Annotated in this window: 12 protein-coding genes; 8 read left to right on the top strand and 4 right to left on the bottom strand. The window is 58.7% G+C overall.

Translation table 11 applies throughout. The features are described from left to right. Positions 1-149: 149 nt before the first annotated feature. The 3 genes from chrA to msrB all read left to right on the top strand — a co-directional run bounded on the left by chrA (position 150) and on the right by msrB (position 2,534). A complete protein-coding gene (chrA, locus tag KEHDKFFH_RS10040) occupies positions 150-1,331 on the top strand; it encodes a chromate efflux transporter (protein WP_104321794.1) in 1,182 nt (393 codons plus the stop codon). Positions 1,332-1,443: 112 nt separating this feature from the next. After that, positions 1,444-2,097: a peptide-methionine (S)-S-oxide reductase MsrA gene (gene msrA / locus KEHDKFFH_RS10035; RefSeq protein WP_104321793.1), complete on the top strand. Its 654-nt coding sequence runs from the start codon at positions 1,444-1,446 to the stop codon at positions 2,095-2,097. Between the two features lie 11 nt (positions 2,098-2,108). Then, positions 2,109-2,534: a peptide-methionine (R)-S-oxide reductase MsrB gene (gene msrB, locus KEHDKFFH_RS10030; protein ID WP_104321792.1), complete on the top strand. Its 426-nt coding sequence runs from the start codon at positions 2,109-2,111 to the stop codon at positions 2,532-2,534. 31 nt (positions 2,535-2,565) lie between these two features. Here msrB and sorU read toward each other — a convergent pair whose 3' ends face one another. Both sorU and sorT read right to left on the bottom strand, forming a co-directional pair. Beyond that, entirely contained in the window at positions 2,566-2,886 is a 321-nt protein-coding gene (gene sorU, locus KEHDKFFH_RS10025) for a SorU family sulfite dehydrogenase c-type cytochrome subunit (protein WP_104321874.1), read from the bottom strand. A gap of 58 nt (positions 2,887-2,944) precedes the next feature. Continuing rightward, a complete protein-coding gene (sorT, locus tag KEHDKFFH_RS10020) occupies positions 2,945-4,171 on the bottom strand; it encodes a SorT family sulfite dehydrogenase catalytic subunit (RefSeq protein WP_104321791.1) in 1,227 nt (408 codons plus the stop codon). A gap of 211 nt (positions 4,172-4,382) precedes the next feature. Here sorT and KEHDKFFH_RS10015 point away from each other — a divergent pair, with 211 nt between their 5' ends. Further along, the gene (locus tag KEHDKFFH_RS10015; protein WP_104321790.1) at positions 4,383-5,147 is read left to right on the top strand and encodes a lysophospholipid acyltransferase family protein; all 765 of its coding nucleotides are present in this window, start codon (positions 4,383-4,385) and stop codon (positions 5,145-5,147) included. A gap of 26 nt (positions 5,148-5,173) precedes the next feature. Here KEHDKFFH_RS10015 and KEHDKFFH_RS10010 read toward each other — a convergent pair whose 3' ends face one another. After that, the gene (locus tag KEHDKFFH_RS10010; RefSeq protein ID WP_192875771.1) at positions 5,174-6,157 is read right to left on the bottom strand and encodes a calcium/sodium antiporter; all 984 of its coding nucleotides are present in this window, start codon (positions 6,155-6,157) and stop codon (positions 5,174-5,176) included. A 9-nt stretch (positions 6,158-6,166) separates the two neighbouring features. After that, a complete protein-coding gene (gene nhaD, locus KEHDKFFH_RS10005; RefSeq protein ID WP_104321789.1) occupies positions 6,167-7,417 on the bottom strand; it encodes a sodium:proton antiporter NhaD in 1,251 nt (416 codons plus the stop codon). Between the two features lie 324 nt (positions 7,418-7,741). Here nhaD and mqo point away from each other — a divergent pair, with 324 nt between their 5' ends. The 4 genes from mqo (at position 7,742) to KEHDKFFH_RS09985 (ending at position 14,411) form a co-directional block, all read left to right on the top strand. Then, positions 7,742-9,223 (top strand): malate dehydrogenase (quinone), encoded by a 1,482-nt coding sequence (mqo, locus tag KEHDKFFH_RS10000; RefSeq protein WP_104321788.1) that lies wholly within the window; start codon positions 7,742-7,744, stop codon positions 9,221-9,223. Positions 9,224-9,379: 156 nt separating this feature from the next. After that, positions 9,380-10,612 carry an ATP-grasp domain-containing protein gene (locus KEHDKFFH_RS09995; RefSeq protein ID WP_104321787.1) on the top strand — a complete coding sequence of 411 codons (1,233 nt, stop codon included), beginning with the start codon at positions 9,380-9,382 and terminating at the stop codon, positions 10,610-10,612. Between the two features lie 55 nt (positions 10,613-10,667). Next, entirely contained in the window at positions 10,668-12,692 is a 2,025-nt protein-coding gene (locus KEHDKFFH_RS09990; RefSeq protein ID WP_104321872.1) for a hypothetical protein, read from the top strand. A gap of 48 nt (positions 12,693-12,740) precedes the next feature. Next, a complete protein-coding gene (locus KEHDKFFH_RS09985) occupies positions 12,741-14,411 on the top strand; it encodes an acetolactate synthase large subunit (protein ID WP_104321786.1) in 1,671 nt (556 codons plus the stop codon). Positions 14,412-14,450: the final 39 nt, after the last annotated feature.

Raw genomic sequence — 14,450 nt, 5'->3', positions numbered from 1 at the left:
TGCCGAGCCGGGCATGGCCGATGTGCAAAGTGGCAAACCCTGTCTGTCATTATGGTTGCCGCTCGAAGGTATGCAACCAAAACGACACAATGTTCATGTTTGATGACACAATGTCGATCGGACGGACAACGAACAGAATCAGAGTGCTTATGACTGAAAACGAAGGCGTTGAGAAGCTGTCCGCCTGGCAGATTTTCCTTTTGTTCTTCCGGCTCGGGCTGACTTCTTTTGGTGGCCCGGCAGCGCACCTCGGCTTTTTTCACGATGAATTTGTGAAGCGTCGGCAGTGGCTCTCAGACAGTGCCTACGGGGAAGTCGTGGCCCTGTGCCAGTTGCTGCCCGGGCCGGCTTCCAGCCAGGTGGGCCTTACCATCGGCTTCCTGCGCGGCCATTACACTGGCGCCTTTGCGGCGTGGCTGGGGTTCACCCTGCCGTCAGCGCTGATCATGATCTGCTTTGCGCTGGGATTGAGCGCCTGGCCCGAGGCAGGCAGCGGCGGCTGGATACACGGCCTCAAGCTGTTTGTTGTGGCGGTGGTGGCCCAGGCTGTCTGGCAGATGGGGCGAACCCTTTGCCCCGACCGGCCCCGAATCGCTATGGCGTTGCTGGTTGCCGTGAGCCTGCTGGTGATGGGCGAAACCTGGATGCAAATACTGGCCCTGGCCATTGCCGGAGCTGTCGGCTCCTTTCTGGAGTTAGGAAACAGTGCGGCATCTGAACCGCTGCGTGTGCCGCTGCAATCCCGGAAACCTGTGCTTTTTGCCGTGGCCTTTGGGATCCTGTTGCTGGTTTCGTTCCTGCCTCAGGCAACAGGCAGCCCTGGCTGGATCGCTGCTGAAATGTACCGGGCCGGTGCCCTGGTGTTTGGCGGCGGGCATGTTGTGCTGCCCTGGCTGCAGGAAGGCTTCGTGGCCTCCGGTGCCATGCCGGCGGACACCTTCCTGGCGGGGTATGGCGTTGCCCAGGCCATGCCGGGGCCGCTGTTTTCTTTCTCAGGATTTCTGGGCGGTTCCCAGGCCGGTGCTCTCGGGGGTGTGATCGCCGTACTGGCCGTATTCCTGCCAGGAACCCTGCTGGTATTCGCCGGTCTTCCATTATGGAGCTGGCTTCGGGAACATCGCCGGGCCCGGTCGGCACTGGCGGGTGTCAATGCGGGGGTGGTAGGGCTGCTACTGGCGGCGCTCTACGATCCGGTCTGGACCTCGGCGGTCCATGGCCCAGTGGATCTGGGGCTGGTATTGATTCTTTGGCTGTGCCTCGCCGTATGGCGGGTCCCGTTCTGGCTCCTGGCGCCGCTGAGTGCGCTGGGCGGGGTGATCCTGCTGTCCTGATCAGCGTACATATAAGCCCGCTCAAACAAGCGGGCATGCGGGTTGGCAAATCTGCGGGTTTCCAGCCACAATCGAGCCATTACACGCAGATAACTTGAACGCAGAGGTCACCATGACGACATCATGCAGTATCCCGGGTCTCAACGTTCCCCGCAGCCGTTTCCCCGATCCCGACCAGGATCTGCCCGCGGCCGGGGGTGAACAACGGGTTGTATTGGCGGGCGGCTGCTTCTGGTGTGTAGAGGCGGTTTTCCTGGCAATTGATGGCGTTATCAGCGTCAAATCCGGTTACGCCGGTGGTCACGCCAGTTCCGCCAATTACGAGGCCGTGTGCTCGGGTACCACCGGTCACGCCGAAGTGGTGGATGTCCACTATGATCCGGCCAAGGTAAGTTTTGGCGAGTTGCTCAAAGTGTTCTTCTCGGTCGCTCACGATCCCACCCAGTTGAATCGCCAGGGCAATGACCGGGGCACCCAGTATCGCTCGGCCGTATTTTACGAGACGGCGGAACAGCGGCGGGTGGCCGAGGCCTACATCCAGCAGCTCAATCAGGCCGAGGTTTACCCGGACCTGATCGTGACCACGCTGGAACCGCTGGAAGCGTTTTACCCGGCGGAGGAATACCACCAGAACTTTGCCGCCCGGAACCCCTATCAGCCATACATCATGGCCGTGGCTGCACCGAAAATGGAAAAACTCGTAGACAGTTATCCTGATCGCCTGAAGCCGGAATTTACAGACAACGATACAGGCAGCACCGCCTGAGGAGGCAGACTATGGGAGTGTCCGCTGCAGGTTATGACCTGACACCACTGAATGAAGCACAGGTTGAGGAGAAAGCTGCGGATCTGACATCGGAGGAGCGGCGTGTGCTGCTCGACCATGGCACCGAGCATCCGTTCTGCGGAACCCTGCTGGATAACAAGAAAGCCGGTGTTTACTACTGCCGGCTCTGCGATCTGCCCCTGTTCAGCTCGGACTCGAAGTTTGATTCGGGGACCGGCTGGCCCAGCTTCTTCCAGCCTTTTGATCCGGAACATATCCGGTATATCGAAGACACCAGCCTGGGTATGACCCGCACCGAAATACGCTGTCCCCGTTGCGACAGCCACCTCGGCCATGTCTTTCCCGATGGCCCGCCGCCGACCGGGCAGCGCTACTGCCTGAATTCGGTTGCCATGGTGTTTCAGGAAAAAGCCTGAGCTGAAAGAGGGGGCCGCAGGGCCCCCGATTCTATTTATTGCCGCCTGTTACAGTGGCGACATAGCGTGCCACCGCCTGAATCTGTTCCTCAGACAATGACTCATTGAATGCCGGCATGATACCAACCCCGCTGGTTACGGCGTTGACTACCTGTTCCCTGGTGGGCTTGAGTTCATCCAGGTCCGGGCCGACGGCACCAGCGGAACCGGCGTCCGCCAGCGTATGGCATATGGTGCAGGAGGGTTGTGCGTCCTGAGTGAATACCTGTTTTCCTTTGTCGAGGTCGCTGGCCATGGTCAGGGGCGACAGTCCGATCAGGGCTAGGGTGCCCAGTACTGCAGTTTTTCTCATATCATTGCTTTCCGCAAAGGTCGGAGCCGCCATGTTCCCGGGTCGGCTCCGCCAATGATCAACTGATGGCAACCGTAACTCCGTGGTCGCTCCAGCCATTGTGGCCGTAGCCGCGTTCATTCTCGATCCGGCCTTCAGGCTGGGTGTTGCCCTGCATGTCGGTCGCCCGGCTGACTATCCGGTACTCTCCCGCGGGTAAATCTGCTGCCAGCACGAAAGGCCTCCAGGCATTGGGGCCCAGGTCCGGTCCCAGGAACCGAGCCTGCTTCCAGGTTTTGCCGCCATCCACTGAAACGTCGACCTTTTCCAGCGCAACGGTGCCACCGAAGGCCACGCCGTAGATCATGTTACGGCCTTTGGGACCGCTTTCCAGGGGAGCGGTCACCCAGGATTTAACGTTCATTTCCCACATGGAGGGTTGGTCTGGAGAGCCTTTGACGCCAACATCGCGAACCCGATAGCCAGAGGCCTGGATCTTGGCGTCAGTCTGATTCTCGGTGAAGGCGAGATTCTTGACGTATTTGACGTTATTAACGCCGTAATAGCCGGGGACAACCATGCGCAGGGGCCCACCATGGGTATGGGTGAGCGGCTCATCGTTCATTTCCCAGGCCAGTAATGCGGTTTTCAGTGCTTTGGTTGGAACCGAACGTTCCACGATGATGGTCTTGGGGTCGATACCATCAGGCAGGGACTCGCCACCGGTGGCGGTGATATACCTGGCGCCATCAACCGGCCCGCCAAGCGCTTCCACCACGTCGGCAAGCGGCACGCCCGTCCACATCACGCATCCGGCCGCGCCCACTGACCATTGGGTACCACTGGCTCCGTGAGGAAAGAACGCGCGTCCGTTCCCGGAGCACTGCAGCACGGAGGCGACGGTGGTGACCCCCATCTGTTTCAGGTCTCCGACAGTCAGGGTTCGGGGGTTCTTCACGCCTTCGATCCGCACCTCCCAGACATCCGGGTTGTCGGTGACCGAGGCGGGTGGCGCGGGCAGGTTATTGCGCACAAACAGCCGGTCGCTCGCGGTAATCACACCGTTGCCGATGGCGCCCCGCTGGGTTTCCATGGTGTTGGTACTGTGAACGATCAGGGCGTTGCGTTCTTTCCAGGCGGCGTAATCCGGCAGTGATTTCGGTTCATCGGCCTTGGCAAGAGGGGTAAACCCCAGCACGCTTACCGCCGCCATGGCGCCAGCACTGCCAAGCAGCAGGGTGCGCCGGGAAGGGTTCTGAAGGCCCGGGTCATTCGGGCCTCGCATCAGAGCTGTTTCCTGTTTCATGATCCGTCTCCTTTTTAGGGTTGTCGTCGGACGGTGGGACTGCTCTTTCAATTCAGTATGGTTATATCCTTATATCTTATAGGTAATGATCAAAAATTAATCAATACTTTTGTGCGTTATCCAATGGGTTTTTCAATCGCTATAATTCGCCGCTACTGAAATCCCCTGCAAGACCGGGAACTAACCCGGGAAACAGAAAAGGGTAGCTGTGATGATTCGATTGAAGATGAATCCGCTAACGGAGTCGGCGACGCTTCTTCGGCGGGCGGGTGTGGTTCTGGGCAGTGTCGGGCTGACAGCACTCTTTTCCCTGCTGGTTTTGCTGAGGGCGTTGTTCGGAAGGTTGAACCGGCCCATTGTTGATCAATATTGTCGTGAGTGGTCTGCGTCGCTGTTACGGCTGGTTCGTGCCAACCTGACCGTGCGCGGGCATGTGCCGGATTTCACCGATGGCCGTCGCTACATCATCATGTGCACCCATGCCAGCCACTATGACATCCCGGTCACCTTTGTTTCGTTGCCGGGCTCCATCCGCATGCTGGCGAAAAAAGAATTGTTCAGTATTCCGCTGCTGGGGCAGGCCATGCGAGCAGCGGAATTTCCCTCCGTGGACCGTTCCAATCGGCAACGTGCGGTCAGGGACCTGGACAAGGCCCGGGCGATGATGGAAAGCGGAATCGTGCTCTGGGCCGCGCCCGAAGGGACCCGGTCACCGGATGGCAAGCTGTTGCCGTTCAAGAAAGGCTGTTTCCACCTGGCGCTGGATACCGAGGCGGTAATTGTGCCGGTGGCCGTGCGCGGCATTCATCGGGTATTGCCGGCCCGGACCTGGCAAATCAACCTGGGACAGCCGGTGGACGTCCGGGTTGGCGAGCCGCTGGAAACGGTGGGCAAGACCAAAGCCGACCTGGATGAGGTGATGGCCGAGGTACGCTCAAGGCTGACCGGGCTGTTAGGGGATGGTGAAGCCGGTTAGCGCCGGCCTCACCCAGATACGGCAGGTCAGGCGGCGCCGGCGGCTACCACCGTGGACAACAGATAACCGGTATAGGCAACGTACACCAGTACCAGGATGCCGCCATCCACCCGGCTCACCAGTTTGCGCCATCCGGTAAGGCCAAAGCCCATCAGGAACAGGCCCACCGTTAGCGCCAGCATCAGTGTCCAGTCCCGATAGAGCACTTCCGGATCCACTGCCAGCGGTTCAATAACGGCCGCAAGGCCCACCACGGCCAGGGTATTGAAGATGCCTGACCCGAGAATGTTACCCAGAATCAGGTCGTGCTCGTTCTTTTTAACCGCCGCCAGGGCCGAGGCGAGCTCCGGCAGGGAGGTGCCGATGGCAACGATGGTCAGGCCGATGACCAGATCGCTGACGCCGAGGCTCTGGGCAATGGTGACCGCCCCCCACACCAGCATGCGGGAGCTGACAATCAGCAGAATCAGGCCTATCACCAGCCAGATAACAGCGGTTTTGAGGGGCATGGGATGCGCGATGATCTCGGCATCGGCATCGCCGGCCAGGGGGTCCGTCTTGCCTTTCAGGCCCTGATAGATTGACCAGCCCATGACAGCCGCGAACACGGCAAGTAGCACCCAGCCGTCAAGGCGAGACAGCTCTCCATCGATCAGTTGGGACCCGGCAATCAGGGTCAACACCACCAGAAGGGGCAGTTCTTTGTGGATGATCTGGGAGTGCACTGCGATTGGTGCGATGACGGCTGTCAGGCCGACCACAAGCGCAATGTTGGTAATGTTGGAGCCATAGCCGTTACCCAGGGCGAGCCCGGGGTTGCCGTCGGCCGCAGCCATGGCAGAAACGGCCAGTTCCGGTGCCGAGGTGCCGAAACCGATAATCACCATGCCGATCAGAAGGGTGGGCATGCCCAGATGTTTGGCGGTCGCCGCGGCGCCCTCCACAAACTTGTCGGCACTCCAGACCAGCAGTACCAGGCCGGCGATGATTGCGCCAAATGCCATTAGCATAGATAGACCTCAGTTAATAAAACGTCCGAGCATGAAAACCCCGGCATAGCCCAGGGTGTAGGCCGCTAGAAGGTGTGCAAGATACCGCATATAGGCCGCAAAGGTCAGCCCCGGGATCTTGCTCATTGCCACGATGCCGGCGGCTGAACCGATCACCAGCAGTGATCCGCCCACGCCCACCGCGTAGGTGAGCCCCATCCATTCGCCGGGGCTCATATCGATTCCAGCCTTCAGCAGTGCTGCCGTCAGCGGAACGTTATCGACCACAGCCGAGAAGATACCCATCAGGTAATTGGCGTAGAGCGGAGGCAGGATGTCGTAGATGGCCACCAGAGAATCCAGTGCGTGAATCTCCTTGAGCATGCCCACGAGCAGCAGGATTCCCAGAAAGAACAGCAGGGTTTCAAACTCGATGATACGGATGTATTCGAGAATCGGGTCCAGATCAGAGTCGTCGCTCATGAATCGCGACACCAGGAACATGATGGACAGGCCGAACAGAAAGGTCAGAACCGGTGGAATTCCGAACAGGGCGTTGCCGGCAATGGTGCTCAGGATTGTTAACAAAAACAGTCCGCTGATGATCGCATCCACCCGTCGCACCGGGGTGGTGTTGGAACGAAGTGTCACGGTGCCTGTCAGCCCCCGTGAGAGGAAGACGGCGAGGATGAAAACCGTAATCGAGGCCGGGATCGCCAGGGTGAGCAGAGTCAGTATTTCCACCTTGTCCGCGAGGAAAATCATCAGGGTGGTGACGTCTCCGGTGATCAGGGAAACGCCTCCTGAATTGACCGCAAAGACAACGAGCGTAACGAACTGGATGCGCTTTTTCAGCTCCAGATCCAGTGACAGAATCAGTGAGCATGAGACTAAAGTGGCGGTGATATTGTCTGCCAAAGACGAGAAAATGAAGCAGAAAAGACCGGTCAGGAACAGTAGCCGCCGCTCGCTCACCTGTTTCGGCATGATCAGGTAAATCACGTTTTCGATCATACCCTTCTTGTTCAGGTAAGCGACGAATGTCATGGCTGCGACGAGAAACAGCCACAATCCCGCGATTTCGGCAATGCTCTCGGACAGGCCGGCGGAAATGGCAGACGTTTCATCAGCGTTATCACTGAACAAAAAGAGCAAAATCCAGCTCATGGTGCCAAAGAACAGCGTTACCTTGGCCTTGTTGATGTGGATGACCTCTTCAAATATGACGCCCAACAGCGCCAGAACCGCGAGAATAATCAGAAACGCATCAAGGGCAGACATTGGGGAAATCCCGTCCTGGTTTGTCAGAGTAGAGGCCGAAGCCGGCCAGACAGATCATGCGGGCGGATTTTAGACCTTTGACCCGCAGCAAACCACTGTTCGTAAGTGCACGTATGGGCAACTGAAACCGGCAAAAGCCTGGTAAAGACGCAACGATTGACAATCGCAATTTATTATCCCGCCGAAAATCGGGATAATTGCGCGCACATTCAGACCGGAAGCAGACGGCGGCGCCGTTTACCTCGCGCCCGACCGGCTTTCGACAGGCCTCCTTGCTGATCGTGAGGGGGCAAAAAGGCTCAACACTAGCTAGGGTGAAAACCAATGGCCGTTAGACAGGCAGACGTAGTGCTGGTCGGCGGTGGCGTCATGAGCGCCACTCTCGGCATGATGCTCAGGCAGCTTGATCCGTCCCTGGACATCGTCATGGTGGAGCGTCTCGACCACGTTGCCCATGAGAGCACAGACGGATGGAATAACGCAGGTACCGGGCACGCCGGGTACTGTGAGCTTAACTACACTCCCGAAACCGACGATGGCGATGTGACCATTGATCGTGCCCTGCAGATCAACGCCCAGTTCGAGGTTTCCCTGCAGCTCTGGTCCTACCTGGTGGAGCAGGGTATTCTGCCGGAGCCATCCACCTTTATTAACCGCACGCCGCACCAGAGCTTTGTCTGGGGTGAGAAAGATGTGGCCTTTCTCAAACGCCGGTACGAGCGCCTGAGCGCCCACCATCTGTTCCGTGATATGGAATACACCGAGTCCCCGAAGGATCTCGAAGAATGGATGCCCCTGATCGTCAATAACCGGGATCCGATGCAGCGTGTTGCCGCCACCCGGATCAAGCACGGTTCGGATGTGGATTTCGGTTCCCTGACCCGCAGCATGGTGAGCTGGCTGGAAACCCAGCCGAATTTTGAGCTGATGCTCAGCTCACCGGTTCACTATATCGATCAGCGGGACAACGGCCGCTGGAAAGTCCGCGTCAAGAATCAGAAAACCGGAGAGCTGACCAAGCTGGAGGCGGGCTTCGTGTTCCTAGGGGCTGGCGGTGGTGCGCTGCCGCTGCTGCAAAAGTCCGGGATCGAGGAAGCCCGCGGCTACGGTGGCTTCCCGGTCAGCGGTCAGTGGCTGGTTTGTGGCAAGCCGGATATCGTTCAGCAGCACAATTCCAAGGTGTACGGCAAGGCGCCGATCGGCGCGCCGCCCATGTCGGTTCCGCACCTGGATACCCGGATCATTAACGGCGAGCCGGCCCTGCTGTTTGGTCCCTTCGCCGGTTTCACCACGCGCTTCCTGAAGCAGGGTTCCATCTTTGACCTGTTGGGTTCGGTGAAATCCACCAACCTCAAGCCGATGCTCTCGGTGAGCAAGAGCAACATGGACCTGACTCGCTACCTGATCGGCGAAGTGTTCCAGTCCCACAGTGACCGGGTGGCATCGCTGCGCAACTTCTTCCCGGACGCCATGGAAGAAGACTGGCAGCTGCGTATGGCCGGCCAGCGTGTGCAGATCATCAAGCAGGTTGATGGCGGCGGTGGCAAGCTCGAGTTCGGCACTGAAATCGTGGCGGCCAAGGACGGAACTCTGGCGGCACTGCTTGGCGCCTCTCCCGGAGCCTCCACTGCAGCCAATGCCATGATCAACGTCATCGAGCGATGCTTCCCGGAGAAGATCAAGACTCCGGAGTGGCAGGAGCGCATGAAGGAGCTGGTGCCATCCTACGGCCAATCCCTTGTCGAAGACGAAGCACTACTGACCAAGGTTCGCGAGAGGACCCTGTCGACCCTGCAATTGGGCTGATATTCCCAAACGGTCTAAGAAACCGAAAGGCACTGCGATTACTGGGGTAAAGTCCAGTAATCGCAGTGCCTTTCGCGTTTCAGAAGCTCGCAAGATTTGCGATTTTACAGCTTATGCGTAGGGTTATAAGACAACCCTTATGAAAGGAGAGAGTCTGTGAGTGAGCAAAAGTACAATCCTGAGAAAGGGTATATCGCGCTGTTGGGCTGGAGCCTGAATGCGGTTGAAGCGGCCGACAAGTTCGATCGTCGGTACGTTGTCGTGGCACCGGATTGGGCGGAAGCCTACTGCGAAGAGCATGACATTCCCTATGTTCCCTGGAATTTCGAGCGCTTGAATGACCGCTCTGTGGAGATTTCCCAGACCCTCAAGGAGATGGGCGTTGATGTTGCCATTCCGTTGTTTGAGGAGACTGTGGAGTGGGCCGGTGCCATCAACTCGGTGTTGATGGACAAGCCTCGTCTGTTTGGTCAGGCGATGTTGTTGCGTGACAAGGCGCTGATGAAGCGTCGTGCCCAGCTCGGTGGCATCCGCGTGGGTATTTTTGAGGAAGCCCACGATAAGGGCGATGTTATCCGGTTCCTCAAGCGGGTGAACCAGACGTTGCTCAAGCTGGATGGCGACCCCAATGACCCGATCCACCTCAAGGCGTTTGACAAGGCCGGGTGCCTGGGGCACCGGGTTATACGTACTCCTGACGAAGTCGATACCATCCCGGAAGAAGAATTTCCGGTACTGATGGAATCGCACCTGGACGGCTGGGAGTTTGCAGTCGAAGCCTGGATCCACAATGGCAAGATCGCCTTCCTGAATATTTCCGAGTATGTGACTCTGGGTTATTCCGTGTTTGTCCCGGCGACGCCCGACCTTGAGAAGTACCGTGATCAGATTCGGGGCGAAATCGAGAAGCTGATCAAGACCTTTGATATCGAATTCGGGTTTATTCACCCGGAATACTTCGTGACCAGCGACCGCACCATGTACTTTGGCGAGGTGGCCTATCGTCCGCCCGGCTTCAAGGTGTTCGAGCTGCTTGAGCGTGCCTATGGCTTTAACGCCTACCAGGGCATGATTCTGGCCTTTGACCCGAAAACCACGGACGAGGAAATCAAGGCTTTCTTCCCGACGGAAGTGGTGGATGCCAAGGGTTACGCCGGTTGCTTCGGCGTCTATCCGCGTCGCCGGGTTGTCAGCAAGCTAGAGATCCCGGAGGAGACCGAAAACCACGAGTATTTCGAGTCTCACGAGCTGACACCGCCGCTGGAAGAAACGGTCACCAAACGGACTGCTTTCGGTACCCACTGGGGTCTGGTGTATTTCTTCGGTGACGACCCTTACGTCATGCGGGACCTCCTGAAACATCAGGAAGACCTCGATTTCTATGTATAATCAGGAGAAGCATTAACAACAAACGGGTTTGGTGCCAGGCCCTGAGGATTATCGTTTGAACGATCACCAACCGGGCAGCGCAACGCCAGTTGTGAATTTCGACAAGCTGGTTCAACGGCTGGATGATGCAATCCAGGCCATGGAAGAGAGCCGGTCCTTCGCCAGGGCCGGCAAACTTCCACGCGTGCTGGATATTTCCCGCAGGGTCCTGCTGCAGCCAGACGGTTGCCGGATTATCGAGGAGCGCGCCGAGCGACTTGAGCTGGCGGGTGTTTTCGCCGGTACCGACTGGGCCGAACCCGGTATCCTGCTCCCCACGCTGACAACCTATTCGCTGCAGAGCCAGAATGCCGATACCGTCGTCATCGAGGCTTTCAGTGAACTGAGGTTGCTGGCCGTGGCCCGGGGCCACTACCTGCATCCGTCTGTATCGGCTGAACAGGCACATCACTACCTGACCCAGGTGCTCGCCATTAACCTGGGCCTGTTGTTTGGTATGACCGGCGAAGCCGAGCGGGAGCAGGGCAAGCTCGCGCTGATCAGTCAGGCTGTCGTTCAGTACGTGGCGCACCACATTGGCTACGAACATGTCATTGACAGTCTGATCGAGGAAATCTGGCGGATCCTTGAGCAGCGACCGATCCAGGTATCGGACGTGCGCAAGATGATCACCCAGATAGCGCTTTGCCGGGCTGATCCACAAGCCGATCTGGGCAGCGCGGGTCGCGGTGCCGATCGACTGATCTCAAGCCTGTATGGCCCCACCCGGGCCTGCAGTGAAGACCCCGGAACCGTGGTATACCAGCAACGACTGGAAACCATGGATGCCCAGGCCCTTCAGAACGAAGCCACCGGTTTTGCGCGTTCCATGCACGATACCGGCCTGGTCTCGCCCTACCACGCCTCGTTCATACGGTTCATTCTGGCAGACCAGGACACCCTGCTCAGCGAGGCATTGGGTCTGTCCAGTACCGGCCGGGATTGCCTGCTGTGTTACCGGGAGCTGGTGCACACGTTGATCGAGGAAGGCATCTATCCGGAAACGGCCCAGGGCATTTATGGCCTGGCGCTGCTGCTGGAGCGAGGTATTCTCTATCAACCACCCGTTGCGCCGGCGCTCTGGCGTCAGGCCCATCTGTCGCTTTGCCCCCACGCTCGGGAACGCCTCGAGCTGGCCTATGGCTACCAGCCCCAGCCTGGTGCCTGGCTGATCCAGGGTGTGCTGAACATGCTGGGGCAGCCGATGGGTGTGGGTCAGGGCAATAACCCCACGTGCCAGTCGGCCCGTGCCTTGTCCATGTGGGCTTACAATGACCCGGATTATCTGTTGCAGATGGTAGCCTGGGCCGCCCGGGACAATGAGATCGTAATGCACTTTGAAGGCCAGCCGGTGTCGTCGGCCCGGAGTGTCGGTGGTGTCGCTTCCGAGGTGACCCTGGATCTTGATCCGGTTTCGCTGGTGGTGGTGCCGCATCTTGACCGCATTTATGTGGAGATGGGCCGGTTATGTGTCGGCCGCGAGGGTGATCCCCATAAATGGGTGAATCCGGAATTCCATGGCTGGTCCGCCGGCCGGGGGTTTGCCATCAACGTGGACGTGAGCACCGGCAAGCTGCACGATCTTGAAGGCTTTATCCGGCACTTTTACGCCAGCTATCATCCCTATTACAACGGCAATCAACCGTTGATTCACCCGCAGCCTGCGGGCATTGCGGTTACCGACAGTGCCGCCCGCTTTATCGGCTGGCACGCCATCACCATTCTCCGGGCGGCGCTGGATCCGGACGGTGAAATGAGGGTTTATTTCTTTAACCCGAACAACGACAGCGGCCAGAACTGGGGCGACGGCGTGAAGGTAAGCACCTCCGGCTACGGCGAGCGTTTTGGCGAGTCGTCGCTGCCGTTCGAGCAGTTCACATCGCGGCTGTACATCTTCCACTATGATCCCCTGGAACGGGGAGAGCCTGCGGAAGTGAACGAAGACGCTCTCCGGCGCGTAACAGAAGGTGTGTATCGCAGCTGGGGTCAGGATCGCCTGCCGGCAGAAGCCCTTCAGGCGGAGCCGCCCAGAACCGATTGATCCCGGAGCCTGCCGATTACCCGGGACCCACAGATCAAGAGGAAGGCCATGGCCAACGAACACTCCCCGGCCCGTAACGGGGCAGAGTTGTTTATCCGGGCGCTGGAAAACGAAGGCGTTGAATACATTTTCGCGGTGCCCGGTGAGGAGAATCTCGCCTTCCTCGAAGCCCTGAGGACCTCCAGCATCAAGCTGGTACTGAACCGCCATGAACAGGCTGCCGGGTTTATGGCCGCCACCTATGGACGCCTGACCGGCCGGGTGGGTGTGTGTCTTTCCACGTTGGGGCCAGGTGCCACCAACTTCGTAACCGCAGCCGCCTACGCCCAGTTGGGCGGTATGCCCATGATGATGATCTCGGGCCAGAAGCCCATCAAATCCTCCAAGCAGGGGTTGTTCCAGATCCTGGATGTGGTGGATCTGATGCGTCCGCTCACCAAGTACACCCGGCAGATCACCAATGCCAACACCATACCTGCCAAGGTTCGGGAAGCTTTCCGTCTTGCTTCCGAGGAGCGCCCGGGTGCTGTGCATCTGGAGCTGCCGGAAGACATTGCCGACGAAGTGCCTGAATCCGACACCCATATCTTCAAACCCAGCGATGCTCGCCGTCCCTCGGCCAGTCCGAAAAGCCTGGAGATGGCCTGCGAGATGCTTCGCGAAGCCCGGCATCCGTTGATCATGATTGGTGCCGGCGCCAACCGGAAGCGGGTGTCCCAGGCGCTGTTGCACCTGGTGAATGTCACCGGCATCCCGTTCTTTACCACCCAGATGGGCAAGGGCGTGGTGGATGAGCGGCACCCCCGTTATCTGGGCAACGCCGCCCTGTCGGCCGGGGATTTCGTGCACTGCGCAATAGATCGGGCCGATCTGGTGATCAATGTCGGCCACGATGTGGTGGAAAAGCCACCTTTCTTCATGACCCCCGGCGGCAAGAAGGTCATTCATGTGAACTTCAGTGCTGCCGACGTGGACCCGGTGTATTTTCCCCAGCACGAGGTGGTGGGGGATATCGCCAACAGCGTGGAATACATGGCCGAGAACTGTGGTCAATGCGCCAACCACGACTTCACTCGCCTGATGGAAGTGAAAGAGGCGGTGGACGCCCACCTGCAGGAGCGGGCCGAGGATGACCGTTTCCCGGTGATTCCCCAGCGTATTGTTCATGATGTGCGCCAGGTGATGCCGGAGGACGGGATCATCACCCTGGATAACGGCATGTACAAACTCTGGTTTGCCCGCAATTACCCCGCCTACGACAATAACACCGTGCTTCTCGACAACGCCCTGGCGTCCATGGGCGCCGGCCTGCCCAGTGGAATGATGGCCTCCATGCTGTATCCGGATCTCAAGGTGATGGCGGTGTGCGGCGATGGCGGCTTCATGATGAACAGCCAGGAACTTGAGACCGCGGTACGCCTGAACCTGAACCTGGTGGTGCTGATTATCAACGACAGTGCCTACGGCATGATCAAGTGGAAGCAGGGGCAAGAGGGTTACACCGATTTCGGGCTGGATTATCGTAATCCGGATTTTGTCACCTACGCCGAATCCTATGGTGCCAAGGGGCACCGGGTGACCCGCACCGAAGACCTGCGGCCAACACTGGAGCACGCCCTGGCAGAGGGCGGTGTCCACCTGGTCGAGGTGCCGGTGGATTACAGTGAAAACCGCCGGGTGTTTGATGAGGAGCTGGCGGAACTGACCTGCAGGCTGTAAGGGGTGTATCATGCTCAGCGGATGTTGAACCCGAGGTAG

This window comes from Marinobacter maroccanus (assembly GCF_002933275.1).
Taxonomy (GTDB): Bacteria; Pseudomonadota; Gammaproteobacteria; order Pseudomonadales; family Oleiphilaceae; genus Marinobacter; species Marinobacter maroccanus.
The sequence above is the reverse complement of the archived record's forward strand: the minus strand, read 5'-3'. Positions and strand labels throughout refer to the sequence as shown.